Source organism: Streptomyces sp. 11-1-2 (assembly GCF_003595545.1).
GTDB lineage: Bacteria > Actinomycetota > Actinomycetes > Streptomycetales > Streptomycetaceae > Streptomyces > Streptomyces hygroscopicus_B.
This window is the reverse complement of sequence record NZ_CP022545.1, coordinates 10,543,905-10,559,583: the sequence shown is the minus strand read 5'-3', so window position 1 is coordinate 10,559,583 and position 15,679 is coordinate 10,543,905. Positions and strand designations below refer to the sequence as shown.

13 protein-coding genes are annotated in these 15,679 nt (G+C 70.9%); 7 read left to right on the top strand and 6 right to left on the bottom strand.

Annotation, left to right across the window (positions count from 1 at the left end; translation table 11 throughout):
* Positions 1-30 precede the first annotated feature (30 nt).
* Entirely contained in the window at positions 31-2,367 is a 2,337-nt protein-coding gene (locus CGL27_RS45275; RefSeq protein ID WP_119993460.1) for a collagenase, read from the bottom strand.
* Positions 2,368-2,516: 149 nt separating this feature from the next.
* Between CGL27_RS45275 and CGL27_RS45270 the strand changes: the two genes are divergently transcribed.
* Entirely contained in the window at positions 2,517-3,902 is a 1,386-nt protein-coding gene (locus tag CGL27_RS45270; protein WP_119994871.1) for an aminopeptidase P family protein, read from the top strand.
* Positions 3,903-3,973: 71 nt separating this feature from the next.
* On the opposite strand, the gene CGL27_RS45265 is transcribed toward CGL27_RS45270, so the two are convergent.
* Together CGL27_RS45265 and CGL27_RS45260 are read right to left on the bottom strand one after the other, a co-directional pair.
* A complete protein-coding gene (locus tag CGL27_RS45265) occupies positions 3,974-4,660 on the bottom strand; it encodes a GntR family transcriptional regulator (RefSeq protein WP_119993458.1) in 687 nt (228 codons plus the stop codon).
* 119 nt (positions 4,661-4,779) lie between these two features.
* Positions 4,780-5,346, bottom strand: a complete 567-nt coding sequence (locus CGL27_RS45260; RefSeq protein WP_119994870.1) for a tyrosine-type recombinase/integrase — start codon at positions 5,344-5,346, stop codon at positions 4,780-4,782.
* A gap of 109 nt (positions 5,347-5,455) precedes the next feature.
* Between CGL27_RS45260 and CGL27_RS45255 the strand changes: the two genes are divergently transcribed.
* Both CGL27_RS45255 and CGL27_RS45250 read left to right on the top strand, forming a co-directional pair.
* A complete protein-coding gene (locus tag CGL27_RS45255) occupies positions 5,456-5,959 on the top strand; it encodes a metallophosphoesterase (protein ID WP_119993457.1) in 504 nt (167 codons plus the stop codon).
* Positions 5,960-6,070: 111 nt separating this feature from the next.
* Positions 6,071-7,471, top strand: coding sequence for an MFS transporter (locus tag CGL27_RS45250; RefSeq protein ID WP_119993455.1), 1,401 nt, complete (start codon positions 6,071-6,073; stop codon positions 7,469-7,471).
* 19 nt (positions 7,472-7,490) lie between these two features.
* Here CGL27_RS45250 and CGL27_RS45245 read toward each other — a convergent pair whose 3' ends face one another.
* Positions 7,491-8,468 carry a TDT family transporter gene (locus tag CGL27_RS45245; RefSeq protein ID WP_119993453.1) on the bottom strand — a complete coding sequence of 326 codons (978 nt, stop codon included), beginning with the start codon at positions 8,466-8,468 and terminating at the stop codon, positions 7,491-7,493.
* 321 nt (positions 8,469-8,789) lie between these two features.
* On the opposite strand from CGL27_RS45245, the gene CGL27_RS45240 reads away from it, so the two are divergent.
* A complete protein-coding gene (locus CGL27_RS45240) occupies positions 8,790-9,287 on the top strand; it encodes a hypothetical protein (protein ID WP_078645933.1) in 498 nt (165 codons plus the stop codon).
* 130 nt (positions 9,288-9,417) lie between these two features.
* Here the strand turns inward: CGL27_RS45240 and CGL27_RS45235 are convergent, their stop codons facing one another.
* Complete coding sequence (locus CGL27_RS45235) at positions 9,418-11,697, bottom strand: pyruvate dehydrogenase (RefSeq protein WP_240451063.1); 2,280 nt, start codon at positions 11,695-11,697, stop codon at positions 9,418-9,420.
* Between the two features lie 229 nt (positions 11,698-11,926).
* Between CGL27_RS45235 and CGL27_RS45230 the strand changes: the two genes are divergently transcribed.
* Positions 11,927-12,409, top strand: coding sequence for an Lrp/AsnC family transcriptional regulator (locus CGL27_RS45230; protein WP_078645932.1), 483 nt, complete (start codon positions 11,927-11,929; stop codon positions 12,407-12,409).
* Between the two features lie 181 nt (positions 12,410-12,590).
* Here CGL27_RS45230 and CGL27_RS45225 read toward each other — a convergent pair whose 3' ends face one another.
* A complete protein-coding gene (locus tag CGL27_RS45225; RefSeq protein ID WP_119994869.1) occupies positions 12,591-13,517 on the bottom strand; it encodes a LysR family transcriptional regulator in 927 nt (308 codons plus the stop codon).
* A 94-nt stretch (positions 13,518-13,611) separates the two neighbouring features.
* On the opposite strand from CGL27_RS45225, the gene CGL27_RS45220 reads away from it, so the two are divergent.
* Both CGL27_RS45220 and CGL27_RS51190 read left to right on the top strand, forming a co-directional pair.
* Positions 13,612-14,721, top strand: a complete 1,110-nt coding sequence (locus tag CGL27_RS45220; protein ID WP_240450860.1) for an epoxide hydrolase family protein — start codon at positions 13,612-13,614, stop codon at positions 14,719-14,721.
* A gap of 211 nt (positions 14,722-14,932) precedes the next feature.
* Positions 14,933-15,583, top strand: coding sequence for an SRPBCC family protein (locus CGL27_RS51190; RefSeq protein WP_205587856.1), 651 nt, complete (start codon positions 14,933-14,935; stop codon positions 15,581-15,583).
* The last annotated feature ends 96 nt before the right edge of the window (positions 15,584-15,679 follow it).

Here is a 15,679-nt window from a genome sequence, read left to right as displayed (position 1 = left end):
AGGTGCGGATGCGCGGTACCGAAAGTCAGGTCACCGCCGCAGCGGTCCCTCGCAACTGAATTCCGCGGTACCGGAGTTGCCCGTGACGGCGGGCCGGCCGAAGCTGCAGTTCATATCGCTGAAGTCGACGGCGGCGGGCTTGGAACGGTCGAGCAGGTTGGCGTCGACCGCCTCGGACATCTCGGTGAAGACCTTGTTGAGGCTGCCGGGGTCGCTGAGGTTCGTTGTGATCTCGCCGGTGCAGACGAACCGACCGTGCTCGCCGTCGCCATTGTCCTTGCAGACGGGCTGATTGCCGGTGGCCTGGGAGAAGGCGCTCTGCGCCCCGGCGGCGTCGGTGAGCGTCAGGTCCTGGTTGGGGACGAACGTGGTGTCCGGTACGAACAGGTCGTCGACGATGGCTATCTGCTGGTCGAGGAAGGCGTTGTACTGCTGCTGCAGGTTGGTGTCCGCGCCCTGCTGGTTGCGCCAGTTGTCGAAGGCGACGGGGTCGTCGGCGCGGATGAACCGGTACATCTCCTGGAGCTTCGCCGGGTGGTCGCGCCACAGGAACTCGAAGAAGGTTCCCGCGTAGGAGTAGAAGCGGAAGCCGTCGCGGTCGTAGGTCGCGTGCAGCATCTCGTTGATCGTCATCCGCGGCCTGCCGCCCTGGGTGTCGCTGATGATGTCCCGGACCAGGGACTGGCGTACGCGGATGCCGTCGTCACGGGTCGAGCCGTCGAAGAACTCGGCGCTGCCCTCGTCCATGGCGGTCGTGCGGTCACCCTCGTACCAGGGGCCCTCGCCGAAGAAGCCGGGGACGGCGAACCGGCCGTTGAGGTAGTGGGTGTACTCATGCCGGAAGAGCTCTTCCAGGGTGAGGGAGGAGTCCTGGGGCACGCGGCGCTGGTACGTGTAGAAGGTCGCCCCCTTCTCGATGTAGACACCGCCGTTGTCGGTGGCCATGCCGGTGAGCATCGGGTGGTAGACCTCGTAGTCGGAGCGTGAGGCGTACAGCACGATGCTGAGGGTGGCGTTCGGGTCACCGGCGAGCGGCTCCTCGGTGCCGAGCACCCGGTGGAACTGGGCCCTGACCTGCTTGGACGCATAGTAGAGCTGGTCGACGGTGGCGCGGTCGAGGGCGGTACGGACCTTGATGCCGCCATTGTCGTAGGAGTACGTGTTCGGGAAGATCCGCTTCTCGATGTCCTCCTTGCAGACACCGTAGGGCCGGCACGCCTCGAAGGTGATGAGCCAGGAGACGACCTTGCCCCAGGGTGCGCTGCCCTCGCCGAAGTTCCTGACCGTGACGGGCAGCAGGGCTCCGAGGTCGGCGATGGTCTGCTGCTTGAGGGAGTCGATCTCGCCGAAGCGGCCGTACTCGAGGAGGGCGTCGCGTACGACCCAGGCGTTGGGGGTGTCCTTCAGGTGGGTGTAATCGGCGAACGCCTTGAAGGCGGCACGGTAGCCGGGGTCGGCGGCGACCGCGGCCTGGAACTCCTTGTCCTGGTTGCCGGAGTAGACACCCAGGTAGTTCAGCGAGAGCGCGGAGAGGGCGGCGTTGCCCCAGGACTGGTCCTTGTTGGTGGGGGTGTGCTCCGGGTCCATGGTGGCCAGGACCTTCTTGATCAGGCCGAGTTGGTACTGGCGTCCGCCGGGCCCGCTGCAGCCGATCAGGGCCTCGCGCAGGGTGTCGGCGTTGGCCCCGGTGGCGTCGAAGGTGTGGGCCGCGGCGCCGAAGGCGTCGACCGCGCCGCGTACCGCGTTGACGGTGGGGGCGTCGGTGGTGTCGATCTCGTCGTGTGAGAAGTCGTGGTACGCCACCGCGTGCAGGTACGTGAACATCTCGTACAGGTGGCTGGTGTTCTCGCCGTCGTGGCCGGGGGCGAGGGAGGCGATGCGCCGTGCCACGGTCTGGACGTGCGCGTCGGACATGACGGGGATCAGCCGCGGGTCCCAGTTCCAGATGAGGCCGCGCAGACAGCCGTCGGCGGTGACCGCGGGGTCGGCGAGGAAGTCGGCCAGCTGATCAGGGCTCAGCCCGGTGATGCCGTCCAGGGTGCAGGGGGCGACGGCCGGCTTCCTGTCGTGGTGCAGGGTGGCCGGCCCGGACAGCGGGCCGGGGATCCGTCCATCGGTGGTGACGGAGCCGGGCGCGGCGGCCGGAGGTGCACTGAACTCCGGTTTCGCGTCGAGGCGTTGGGCGTGGTCGAAGGGGTTGTCGGCGGGCCGGGGCGGGGGCTTCGGTGCCGCCTTCGGCTGCCACGGATGGGCGGATGGCGCGGGGTCCCCGGGCGCGGCCGCGGCGGCCTGCCCGAGCGGCATCACGAGCGCGGCGACGAGGGTCGCGGCCAGCAGGAGTCTGCGCGAGAAGCGCGAATGTAACACCTGAACCTCCAAGAGGCGGTGGGGGGTGAGTGGGGGCCCGAGGCAATGGCCTTCACTTCACGAGGTGTGACCTGTAACATAGTAATGTGAAATTGCACTGACAAGGCGTCAGGAAAAGGTCATCCAGATTTCCTTCACCGGAGGTGTCCGTGACCGCGCGTGCCACCCAACTCCACACCGGCAGCCATGACTTGCCCGTATCGGATGCCCTCGCCCGCTCGATGGCCGACGGCTGGGCCCCCGCGCCGCCCCCAGCTGACTCCCGGGTCCCCGGCTTCGAGCAGCTCACCGGTCGCCGGGCCCGGCTCGCCGCCCGCTTCCCCGGCGAGCGGCTGCTCATCCCGGCCGGCGAGCTGAAGGTCCGCTCCCACGACTGCGACCACCGCTTCCGCCCGCACAGCGCGTACGCCTGGCTGACCGGGCTGACCGGCGAGGACCAGCCCGGTCACGTGCTGGTCCTGGAGCCGGACGGCGAGCCGGTGCTGTACCTGCGGCCACGGTCACCACGCGACGAAGGCGGGGAGTTCTACCGGGACCGCAAGTACGGCGAGTTCTGGGTCGGCCGCCGCCCCGACCTGGCCGAGGCCGAGCGGCTGACCGGCGTCCGCTGCGCCCACCTGGCCGACCTCGCCCGCCTCGGCCCCGGCAGGGACGCCTCCCGCGATCCCGAACTCGCCTCCGCGCTCAGCGAGTTGCGATTGGTGAAGGACCCGTGGGAGGTGGCCCAGCTCCAGCAGGCCGTGGATCACACCGCCACCGGCTTCGAGGATGTCGTCCGCGCCCTGCCCTCGGCACTGCGGCACCCCCGCGGCGAACGCTGGATCGAGGGCGTCTTCCAGCTGCGCGCCCGCGCCGAGGGCAACGGCACCGGCTACGAGACCATCGCCGCCGCCGGCGCCCACGCCTGTGTGCTGCACTGGACCCGCAACGACGGCCCGCTCGACCCGCGGCAACTGCTCCTGCTCGACGCGGGCGTGGAGACCGACGCGCTGTACACCGCCGACCTCACCCGCACCCTCCCGCTGTCCGGGCGCTTCTCCCCCGTCCAGCGCCGGGTCTACGAGCTGGTGCTCGCCGCGCAGGACGCGGGGATCGCCGCCCTCAAACCGGGCGCGAGCTTCCGCGACTTCCACCGGGCCTGTTCCACCGTGCTCGCCGAGGGCCTCGCCGACTGGGGCGTACTGCGCATCCCCGCCGCACAGGCACTCACCGCCGAGAGCGGCCTCCACCGGCGCTACACCCTGTGCAGCTCCGGCCATATGCTCGGGCTCGACGTCCACGACTGCGCCCGGGCCCGCGCGGAGCAGTACCTGGACGGCGTCCTGGAGGAGGGCCAGGTCCTCACCGTCGAACCGGGTCTCTACCTGCAGCCCGACGACACGACCCTGCCGCCCGAACTGCGCGGGATCGGTGTGCGCATCGAGGACGATCTGGTGATCACGGCCGACGGCGCCCGCCTGATGTCAACGGCCCTGCCCCGCACGGCCGATGCGGTGGAGGAGTGGATGGACCGGCTGCTGTCCCCGTCCGGCTGATCCGCGGTCGCGCCGCGCTGCCGCCCAAGGGGCCCGCTCCCGTCCGAGGGGCCCGGCCGGGCGACGCCCCGTCAGGTCACTCGTGCGGCCTCCTCGCGGCCCTGGGCCCACAGGGAACGGACATGGCCGAGGTGGCGGGTCATGCATGCCTCCGCCGCCTCGGCGTCCCCGGCCAGCATCACATCGAGCAGTTCCACATGCTCCTCGGCGGACGGCAGTAGCCGGTCGTGTTCGTCGAGCCAGGTCAGGCCGTAGAGACGGGAGCGCTTGCGCAGGTCGCCGACGGTCTCGACGAGACGGTCATTGCCGCTGAGGCCCAGCAGTTCGAGGTGGAAGCGACGGTCGGCCTCCAGATAGCCGACGAGGTCATGGGCGGCCGCCGCCTCGACGATCTCCAGGGCGATCGGGCGGAGCGCTTCGAGCTGGGCGCGGGTCGCGGTGCGGGTGACCCGGCCCACGACCGGGACCTCGATCAGCGCCCGGATCTCGGTGTACTGGTCGAGGTCGCGGTCGCTCACCTCGGTGATCCGGAAGCCCTTGTTGCGCACCGGCTCGACCAGACCCTCGCGGGCCAAGTCGAGCATGGCCTCCCGCACCGGTGTGGCCGAGACCCCGAAGTCCGCGGCCAGACCGGGCGCCGAGTAGACCGTGCCCGGCCGGAGTTCACCCGCTATCAGGGCCGCACGCAGCTGATGGGCGACCTGGTCGCGCAGCCGATGCTGAACGGTGGCCAGGCTCCGATGCTTGAGTTCACCCATCTCGGCCCTCCGAATGGCACGTCGAGTCGGCGCGGAGTGCCAGCGTACAATGTCACGTTGCGCAAGCGGCCCGACAGCGGCCCGACAGCGGCCCGGCCGGGACCCGGCGGGGAACGGGCTCAGGTGTCCCAGACCCGGCGGACCTGTTCGAAGCGGGTGGGCAGCGGAGGACGGCGACCGGCGTACCGGGCGTTCGTACGGTGGACGAACCGCCGCCAGGAGAGCACCAGCCCCTGCCGGGTGATGGGCAGCCCGGCGATCACGGTCACACCATTGTCATGGGTGTGGTGCACCGTCAGCAGCAGCGCGTCCGGCACCGACCCCTCCAGCTCGGCGCAGAGCTCCTGCCGCACCCGCAGCCAGCGGCGCAGCACCAGCACGGTGCCGCGGTCCAGGCCGTGCCGGCGCGGGACGCGATGCTTGCCGTGCTCGATGGTCACCCATCCGGAGTCGAGGTCCAGCGCCGACAGTCCGCAGCGCAGCAGTCCGCCGTACCGGGCGCCACTGGCCCGCGCCAGGCCCACCACCACGGCCAGCCGTACGGTCTCCGGCTTCGCGCCGTCCTCCATCGCCTGCACCGAGAGCTGCCGCCAGATCCACTCCGCCTCCGCCGTCGAGACCACCGGCCGCGGATAGCGGTCCTGCGCCGCCTCCTTCGCCGTCCGCGCCTGGGACCGCGCTGCCATGTCCACCCCCTGGGAGCCTCGCGACATCGAGGCGACATCGAGTCGCTTGGCACACTATTTCTTCCGTCGATGTCCTCGTCAAGGGCATCACGGCGGTACGGTCGTCCGTGTGCGTCTTCTGCTGATGTCCGACACCCATCTCCCCCGGCGCGCCAAGGCGCTCCCCGGGGAGCTGCTGGAGCGGCTGCCGCACGCCGATGTCGTGGTCCACGCGGGCGACTGGGTCGACCTCGCCACCCTCGATCTGCTCCAGGAGCGATCGCGGCGGCTGATCGGGGTGTACGGCAACAACGACGGGCCCGAGCTGCGGGCGCGGCTGCCGGAGGTGGCCCGGGCCGAGCTGGCGGGGGTGCGGCTGGGCGTGGTGCACGAGACCGGAGCGGGGCGGGGGCGGGAGCGGCGCTGCGCCGAGCGGTTCCCCGACCTCGATGTGCTGGTGTTCGGCCACAGCCATATCCCGTGGGACTCCACGGCCGAGGGGCCGCTGCGGCTGCTCAACCCCGGCTCCCCCACCGATCGGCGCCGACAGCCGTACTGTACGTTTATGACGGCCGCGATCGAGGCCGGGCGGCTGACCGCCGTGGAGCTGCACCGGCTGCCGCCCCGCCGCTGACCGATCGCCGTTCCCCGGGCGGGGTGGCCGCGCCCGTTTCCTTCCGTTCGCTCGTCTCTCCTTTCAGCCCTGGTATCCGACATGTCCTTTTCGGGTGCCGAGGAGTGTGTGATGACGGCGGTAAGTGGCGGGTCCGCGGGGCGATGGGCGCTGGCGGCGGTGTCCGCGACCGTGTTCTGCGTCCAGCTGGACGCGTTTGCGCTGAACCTGGCCCTGCCCGCGATCGGGCGGGATCTGGGGGCGGCGGGAGGCGGCCTGCAGTGGGTGGTGAGCGGGTATCTGCTCGCGGCCGGCGCGCTGATGGCGGGCGCGGGGCGGCTGGGCGATCTGTACGGCCGCCGCCGGTTGCTGACGGCGGGTCTTGCGGTGTTCGGCGGGGCGTCGCTGGTCTGTGCGCTGGCCCCGTCGCTTCCGGTGCTGGTGGGCGCGCGGGTGGTGCAGGGCGCGGGCGGGGCGATGGCCATGCCGGCCGGTCTCGCCCTGCTGACGAACGCCTGCCCGCCCGGTTCGCGGGGCCGGGTCATGGGCCGGGCGCTGGGCATCGGGGGCGTGGCCACGGTGTGCGGGCCGTACGTCGGCGGGGTGCTCACCGAGGCGGTGTCCTGGCGGGCGGTGTGCTGGCTGAACGTCCCCCTCGCGCTGGTCGCGGTGGTGTGCGCGGCACGGGCCGGGGAGTCGCGGGACACCACCGCACCGGCGTCCGTGGACGCGGCGGGGCTGGTCACCGCGACCGGCGCGCTCGCGGCGCTCGCGATCCTGGTGGACCGGGGGCAGTTCTGGGGCTGGGCCTCGGGCCGCTCGGCGACGGCCCTGGTGCTGGCGGTCGGGCTCGGGGCCGTCTTCGTACGGCATGAGCGGGCGGCGGCGCATCCGCTGGTGGATCTCGCCCTGTTCGGCAACCGGCCCTTTGTGGCTCTCACGGCGGCCGGAGCGGCGGCCAATGCCGCGACCGTGGTCGTCCTGTTCGTCGTGCCCCTGGCGTTGCAGGGGCCGTGGCGGCTGTCGGCGACGGGCGCGGGGGCGGCCTTCCTGGCCCCGGCGGCGGCGATGGCGCTGGCCGGGCCGGTGGCGGGGCGGATCCGCACGGCGGACGCGGTGCGGGCGATGGCCGGGGCTCTGGTGCTGGGGGCGGTGGCGCTGGGCGCCGCCGCGGCGGCGCCCACCCTGCCGGTCTTCCTCGTCGCGGTCACGGGGTGCGGGGCCGGGCTCGGGGTCGCGGGCGCCCTGACGCTCATCGCCACCCAGGCGGTGGTGCGGCCCGAGCGCGCCGGGGAGGCGTCGGGGGTGACCAAGACGGTCATCACCACCGCGGCGGGGCTGGGGGTGGCCCTGTCCGGGCCCGCCGCCGACGCGCACGGTGCCGCCATGGCCGCGGCCGTCGACGCGGCCCTGATGACGGCCGGGGGCTGCTGTCTGGCCGGGGCCGCGCTCCTGGTCATCACGCTGCTGACGCGGATACGGCCCGGCCGTGGCCCACGAGCCCGGCGTCGACATGCTTTTCTACAGAAATGACCGACTCAACCCTGCTTGTCTACGGGCTGTGGGCGCCGGAGGTGGGCGACGAGGGCGGAAACAGTTCGCCACGGGCCAGGGCCAGGACGGTCCGGGCCGCGATGCCGCCGATGAGGATGGTGACGGCCACGAGGACGAGGTAGGTGTAGACGAGGTGGCCCGCCGGTTTGCCGTCATCGATCCAGTGCAGCGTGGTGGTGGCGACCACGGCCCAGGAGAAGGTGAAGGCCCACGTGGCGACCGTGAACCGCAGGCGCGCGTAGAGGGGGACCAGCCGGAGCTGGACGATGACCATCAGCAAGAGGTATCCGGCCAGCGCGGCCGCGATGAAGTCCACCCGGCCCTTGTCGAGTGCGAAGTAGGCGACGCTGGCGATGGCGGCGGGGGCCACCTCGATCGTCATCGTCGGCAGGAGCGGCGCGGGCAGTCGAGGGCGGTGGAACAGCCTTCCCGTGATCATCGAACCGAGGATGAACCAGCAGATCATGCCTAAGCCGAACATGACCTCGGCCAGCCGGGTCTGTCCCACCCTCGCGGCGCTGGCGCAGGAAACGAGGCCGCCGGCCACAGTGGGCAGGAAGTAGCCGGGGTGCATCCGGTCCAGTTCCATGTCCCTGCAGACCCACTGTCCGGTGAGCCATCCGCCGAACAACACGGTCAGCACGAGAAAGACGTCCACCAGAACCTTTCCCGCCATCGGGCTGTACGGCGCCAGTCCCTGGGCCGCCAACAGCATCGGGGTGATCAGCGCCAGGGAGGTGAACGGACTCGCCACGGGGTCTTCCAGATCGGCGCGGAGCCTCCCCCTGCCGCCGCACACGTAGCGCAGATACCATCCCACCGATACCAGCCATACGACAGTGGCCAGTCCGATCAGGGCTCTTCCGACGATCACCGGCACATGCCCGGCCTGACCAGCGGCCACCCAGGTACCGCCGAGACCGGCCAGGCCGAAGGCCATGCTGAAAATGTTGGGCGGGACGCGCCGTACGGTCATCGCCGGGCTCCTTTCAAATCCGGCTGATGAGCCACCGCAACCGACTGTGCCCCCCGCGGGCCGCCTCCGCGACTTCGCCATGTCATCCGGGGACGCCGGCAGCCACGGAAATACGAGACGACGCCCTTACCGTCGCACCTGTCGCACGGCCACGGCGTACGTGATGCCCCCGTGAGTGACGATCGTGCTCGGCGAGACCTGACAGCCCTCCGTAGGTCAGGTGAACGCGCGGGGCCGGTTCTCCGTATCGCCCTGTGTGCGTCCTGCCCATGGGACGCACACCGCCCGCACAGACCGATACCGAGACCGGAGGCCCCGTCCATGAATGACCGGTTCATCCCTCCCATCCAGGCGCTGCCGGATGGCGACGCCGAAGTCCGCCTGGTGCTCCATCTGCCCTGGGAAGTGGTCGCCGCGCTGGGCCAGGAGGCCGGCCGGCTGGCGGCCCAGACGCAGCGGCCGGTGAGCCTCGACGAGGCGGTCAGCCATCGGCTGCGCCAGGGGACCCACACCATCGGCGTCCACGCCAAACCCGAGCGGGAGCGGCCCCAGCCCGCGGCCACGGCGCCCCACCCCGCACCGCCGCTGGCGGCCCGCTCCCCCGGTGAGCAGGCCCGGCAGGCGATCGAGAAGATCAACGGGTCGGCGCAGCCGCACAACGGCACCGCGAACGGCACCGTCGGCGCCGCCGAGTCCACCGGCCCGCAGCACACCTCCGGCGCCCCGGAACCGGCCCCGCCCGACACCCGGGGCATCCTGGAGCGCCCCACGAGGGCCACCGGAACGGTGAACGGCACATCGACGGAGATGCCGAGATAACACCCGACGCAGGCGCGGGGAAACGGCTGGAAAGGCCGCGGATACGAGGGTGCCGTCCCCCACGGGACGGCACCCTCGTATGTGCGGCACCTCGAAGGTGCGCAGCACTCGGGCCTCCGGCCCCCTCGCCTTACTCGAGGTGGTCCAGCGCCGCGGCGACGATGCCATCGCTGTCGATGCCGTGGTAGCGGTAGACGTCCTCGATCGCACCGGACTGGCCGAACCGGGTCACGCCGAGGGTGGTGACGGGCGTGTTCTGGATCGTGCCCAGGAAGGACAGGGTGTGCGGGTGGCCGTCCAGCACGGTGACGAGAGGCGTGGCCCGCTCGGCGGGGAAGACCTGGTCGAGGATCCAGGTCGGGTCCTCCGACAGGCCGCGGCGGGCCTGCAGCGCGCGGAAGAGCAGATCCGGGCTGGTCACGCACACGACATCGGCGCCGTGGCCGAGTGCGGCGAGCCGGTCGGCGGCGGCCAGGGCCTCGGGGACCAGCGCGCCCATCGCGGCGAGGGTCACCACCGGGTTCTCGTGCTGCCTCAGCCGATAGGCTCCGGCGACCGCGTGCCGGCGGCGGCGCTCACGCGCGGCCGGGTCGGTCGGCACCGCGGCCGCGGACTGGTCGACGGGCCGGGTGGACAGCCGCAGGTAGGCCGAACTCCCGTCCGGCCGACCGAGGTTGCCGAGCGCGGCCAGCAGACACCATTCGGTGTCGATCGCGAACGCGGGTTCGTAGGTGACACAGCCGGGCTGCTCGATACCGAGTGACGGAGTGGTGATCGACTGGTGGGCACCGCCCTCGGGGGCGAGCGTGACGCCGGACGGCGTGCCGACCAGGATCGACTGGCCACCGGCGTAGATACCGAAGGACCACGGCTCCAGCGCCCTGTTGACGAAGGGGTCGTAGACCACACCGATCGGCAGCAGCGGCTGGCCCCAGCGGCTCCAGGTGGTGCCCAGTTCGCCGAGCAGGCCGACCAGGTTGGTCTCCGCTATGCCCAGCTCCACGTGCTGGCCCGTGGGCCGCTCCCGCCAGTGCAGGATCGTCTCGGCGTCGTCGGCGAACCAGTTGGGGCGCTCGGTCGGCGACCACACCCCGACCTTGTTGAGCCAGCCACCGAGATTGGTGCTGGAACTGACGTCGGGGCTGACCGTGACGATCCGTTCCGCCGCCTCCGGCGCCCGCCGGGTGAGGTCCAGCAGGACGCGCCCGAGCGCCTGCTGGGTGTTGCCGGTACCGGTCGGTGCCGGGCGGGCCAGGTCGGCGGGCACCTCGGGGGGCCGCCGCGACGCGTGTCCGGGGCGGCGCAGCCGATCGGCGGCCGCCGCGCACAGGGCCGCTTCCGGCGAGCCGTCGCCGAAGGCCGCCCAGGGGCGGTCGAGGTCCGTCCCCAGACGGTCGGCCAGTGACTCCATCTGGTCGCCGGTCAGCAGCGAGGAATGGTTCTGCGGATGGCCCTCGGTGGGCAGCCCGCAGCCCTTGACCGTGTACGCGAAGATCACGGTCGGGCGGGTGTCGTCGACGGCGTCGTACGCGTCCATGAGGGCGCGGATGTCATGGCCGCCCAGGTTGCGCACCGCCGCCAGCAGCGAGGCGTCGTCCAGCGGCGCGATGAGGTCGGCGATCGGCCCGGCCGTGGAGCCGGTGCCGGGCAGGCGCTCACGCAATTCGTCGGCGGAACACCGCAGCAGGCGCTGGTATTCGGGGTTGCCCATGGCGTCGATACGGGCGCGCAGCGCCTCGCCGCCCGGCCGCGCGAACAACTCCTGCAGGAGCTGCCCGTACTTGAGGTTGATCACCTGCCAGCCGGCCGCGGTGAACATGCCCCGCAGCCGCTCCGCGGCGATACCGGGCACCACGCGGTCCAGGGACTGCCGGTTCAGGTCGACGACCCACACCACCTCGCCCAGGCCCGGCACCATCGGGTCCTGGATCGCTTCCCAGATCGCGCCCTCGTCCAGTTCCGCGTCGCCCAGCAGGGAGTACTGCCGTCCCGTACCTGCCCCGCCGAAATGCCCCTGCGCGTAGCGCCGCGCGATGGCGCCCCACAAGGGCGCGGTGGCGCCGATGCCGACCGATCCGGTGGAGTAGTCGACCGGATCGGGGTCCTTGGACCGGCTGGGGTAGCTCTGCAGGCCCCCGAAGGCGCGCAGGGTGGTCAGGTAGGACTCGTCCAGCTCACCCAGCAGGTAATTGATCGCATGCAGCACGGGCGAGGCATGGGGCTTGACCGACACCCGGTCCTCGGAGGTCAGCGCGTGGAACCACAGCGCCGTCATGATCGACGTCATCGAGGCGCTGGACGCCTGGTGACCTCCGACCTTCAGACCCGAGGGGTTCGGCCGCACCCGGTTGGCATGATCGATGATCGCCGTGGACAGCCACAGCACGCGCCGTTCGACCGCTTCGAGCACGGCGAGCTCCGCCTCCCGGGCAACGCCCGGGCCATCGCCGCCGACTGACCTCAGCTCCGAGTTCACGACCGTCACAGAGCGCACCCCACTGTCCGCACCTTGCTTCCGCAAAAATTTGACGTTGTGCTCTGCCAGTAGACAGATAATCCCTGGGGTGCACAACATGTCCCCGTAGGAGTGAGCATTCTGCTCAGACTCCGAGTCGGATGAGAGACATCGATTGGACACTATGAGCGATGAGCGAGGCGTGGACGCCACGGACGCGCGGATCCTGCTCGCCCTTGCCGCCGATCCACGAGCCACCATCGTCGCCCTGGCCGAGCAGCTGGGGTTGTCCCGCAACACCGTCCAGGCGCGGGTGGCCAGATTGGAGCAGGGCGGCGCGCTGGACTCCTTCGAACGCCGGATCACCCCGAAGGCACTGGGTCATCCGCTCACCGCGTTCGTCACCGCGCGGGTCCATCAGCACCGGTTGGCCGAGGTGTCCGAAGCGCTGGCGGGCATAGACGAGGTCGTGGAGGTCTTCGGCCTCAGCGGCGAGACGGATCTGCTCATACGGGTGGTCGCCACGGACGTGGAGGCCCTGTACGGAATCGCGGGACAGATCCTCGCCATCCCCGGCATCGAGCGCACCACGACGGCCCTGGCCATGCGCGAACTGGTGCCGCACCGCCTCACCCCACTGCTGCGCCGTGCCGCGGCGGGTGGATAGCAGACTGTAAGGGGACACGGCGGCCCCATGGAACTCCTGGACTCCGCCGGGTCACGGCGGCGCCCGGAAGCGAGATCAGCCGGCGGCGCTCTCCGGCAAACGCATCCAGCACGCCGAGAACCCGGCCGGTCACCGAGCTGTCGTTTACGTATAAGGAGGAAGCGGGCGGAGCCGTCGCGAATCACGTTTTTCGTGTCGGCCCAGCCTGGTGGGTTCCGGTGAGCAGAGCTTCGGCGTGTTTGCGGAAAGCGGTGACCAGACGGCTGCGGTCGCCGGTGCGAGTGGCGAGCACGACCTGGCTGGGTTCGACCCCGCGCAACGGGATGGTGGTGAGGCTGGGATGCAGGCCGGTCGCGTAGTCGAGGGGCGGCCCGATGGCCACGGCCTGCCCGGCGGCGATGAGTTCGTGTTTGTCCTCAAGGGCTTCGACCAGGGGGCCGTCGGGCGCGGGCCGCCCGTCGGGCCGGGGATCGAGCCGCCAGTAGGCGTTCAGCAATGGGTCGGACTGGCGTACGTGGGGGATCGGCTCGTCGGCGATGTCGTCGAGGGTGACCGACTCTTCGCCGGCCAAACGATGGTCCCGCGGCACGACCAGCACGCGCGGCTCGTCGTAGAGGACGGTGATGCGCAACTGGTCGGTGGGGAACGGCAGGCGCGTCACCACCGCGTCGACGCGGTGCTCCAACAACGCGCCGCGCGAGTCGTTCCAGGCGAGCAGGCGGGTGTGGACCTCGGCACCGGGATCGCGGTCGCGCAGGGCGCGCACGGCCGGAGTGATGATCAGCCCCTTGGTGTAGCCGATGGTGACGCTGCCGGGCCGGGCCGCGGCCCGGGTGCGGGCCATCGCCTCGACCGCGGCGCGCAGCAGCCCCTTGGCCTGGGGCAGGAAGATCTCGCCTGCCTCGCTGAGCCGGGTGCCGTGCGTGGTGCGGTCAAGCAGGCGGACGCCCATTTGCTGTTCGAGGCGGCGAATCTGCCGGCTCAGCGACGGCTGGGTGGTGTGCAGCGCCTCGGCAGCACGGCCGAAATGCTGGTGCTCGGCGACCACCGTGAAGCACTGCACCAGCCGCAGGTCGAGGTCCACTGGCGCGGGGAAGGGATCGGACACCACCCCACTCTAGCTGGTGTTATGCACGCTTCGTATTACGTTTTCCGGAACAATCATTGGACCGGGGACCCAGTGCGGTCGCACCGTAGGGACCGTGACATCGAACAGCGTGACTCCGTTTCGCATCGACATTCCGGACAGTGCCCTGGAGGATCTGAAGGACCGACTCCACCGGGTACGCCTTGCCGGCCGGGAGACAGTGCCGGACAGCAGCCAGGGAGTGCAACGGGAGCGGCTCGAGGAGCTCCTGGACTACTGGGCCACCGGCTACGACTGGCGCAAGCTCGAGCGGCGGCTCAACGAGCTGGGTCAGTTCCGTACCACCATCGACGGTCTCGGCATCCACTTCATGCACGTGCGCTCGCCACGCCCCGACGCCACTCCCCTGTTGCTGCTGCACGGGTGGCCGGGCTCGTTCCTGGAGTTCCTCAAGACCGTCGGCCCGCTGACTGACCACAGCTTCCACCTCATCATCCCCTCGATGCCCGGCTACGGCTTTTCCGACCAGCCCACCTCCACCGGCTGGGACCCGGACCGGATCGCCCGCGCGTACGGCGTACTCATGCAGCGCCTGGGCTATGACTCCTACCTGGCCCAGGGCGGCGACTGGGGCGGTGTCGTCGCGACCCGCATGGGGGCGCAGCGCCCGGCGGGCCTGCGCGCGATCCACGTCAACTTCCCCGAGTTCCTCGCCGCACCACCGGTCGGCGACGACCCGACCCCTGAGGAGAAGGCCGCACTCGAACAAGGCAGCCGCTTCCTCACCGTCCATTCCGGATACCACGTCTTGCAGCGCACCCGGCCGCAGACCATCGGCTACGCCCTGACCGACTCCCCGACCGGGCAGGCCGCGTGGATCTACGAGAAGTTCCTCGACTGGGCCCGGCCCGACGCTCTCACCTCCGACGAGATCCTCGACCACATCTCCCTTTACTGGTTCACCGGTACCGGTGCTTCCGCCGCCCGCCTGTACTGGGAGTACGCCCGGCAGCCGCTCACTCTGACCGAGCTGGACCTTCCCGTCGGTGTCAGCGTCTTCCCGGACGAACTGACGCGTACCCCGCGCATCTGGGCCGAGCGCGCCTACCACGACCTGCGCTACTTCAACGACGACATCCCCGCGGGCGGCCACTTCGCCGCTCTGGAGCAGCCGGAGCTGTTCGTCGAGGAGATCCGTAAGTTCGCGCGGACGGTGGCCGCGTGAAGACGGCCGTCATCACCGGGGGCACGGACGGCGTCGGACGCGGTAAACCCGTGGAGATCGCCGTCGGGGGGATCCTGCCATTTCCCGGGTTCCGGCACCCCGGGCCACCCCGTCGCCCTGACCGAGGGGGTCCACATTCCCCTGGCCCCCGGGCCTCCTCCCCCGCCGACGCACGGCGACTCTACGGCTACACCCGGGAGGTGCTTGCCCGATGAGGATGGACGGGTACGTCAACGACGAGCATTACGGCGGCGGTAGCTGGGACGAGATCCACTGGTCGTTCGGCGAGATGCCGGCGCACGCGTCGCGCGGCACCACGCTGCGCGCCGGTGACATCCTCGCCAGCGGCCCCGTGGGCACCGGCTGCATCCAGGAGTTGTCCGGCCACCGCCCCTACCTGGACCGGGAGACAGCGTCCGCATCGAGATCCAGCACCTGGGCGCGATCATCACCCGCATCACCGAACGAGAGGACCACCACCATGGCGCCTGATGTGACGATCTCGCGCAGCATCACCATCGCCGCGCCGCCCTCGGCGGTCTTCGCCGTGATCGCCGATCCGCACCGGCACGCCGGCTTCGACGGATCCGGAACGGTGAAGAAGTCGGTTTCGGGGCCGGAGCGGCTGAGCCTCGGCGCGAAGTTCCGGATGTCGATGAAACTGTTCGGCGTCAGATATCAGATCACCAACACGGTCAAGGAGTACGACGAGAACCGCCGCATCGCCTGGGCCCACCCTGGCAGGCACCGCTGCGCTACGAGCTCCAGGAGGTTCCGGGCGGGACGCGGGTTGTCGAGACCTGCGACTTCTCCACCTCGCCGATCGGCGGGCTGCTGGCGCGCACCCGCTGGACCAAGATGAACGCCGAGGGCATCGAGAAGACGCTGCCGCGGCTCAAGGCACTCGTCGAGAACGGATAGGCAGGCCGAGGGCCCGCCTCCGGATCCGGCGAAGGCG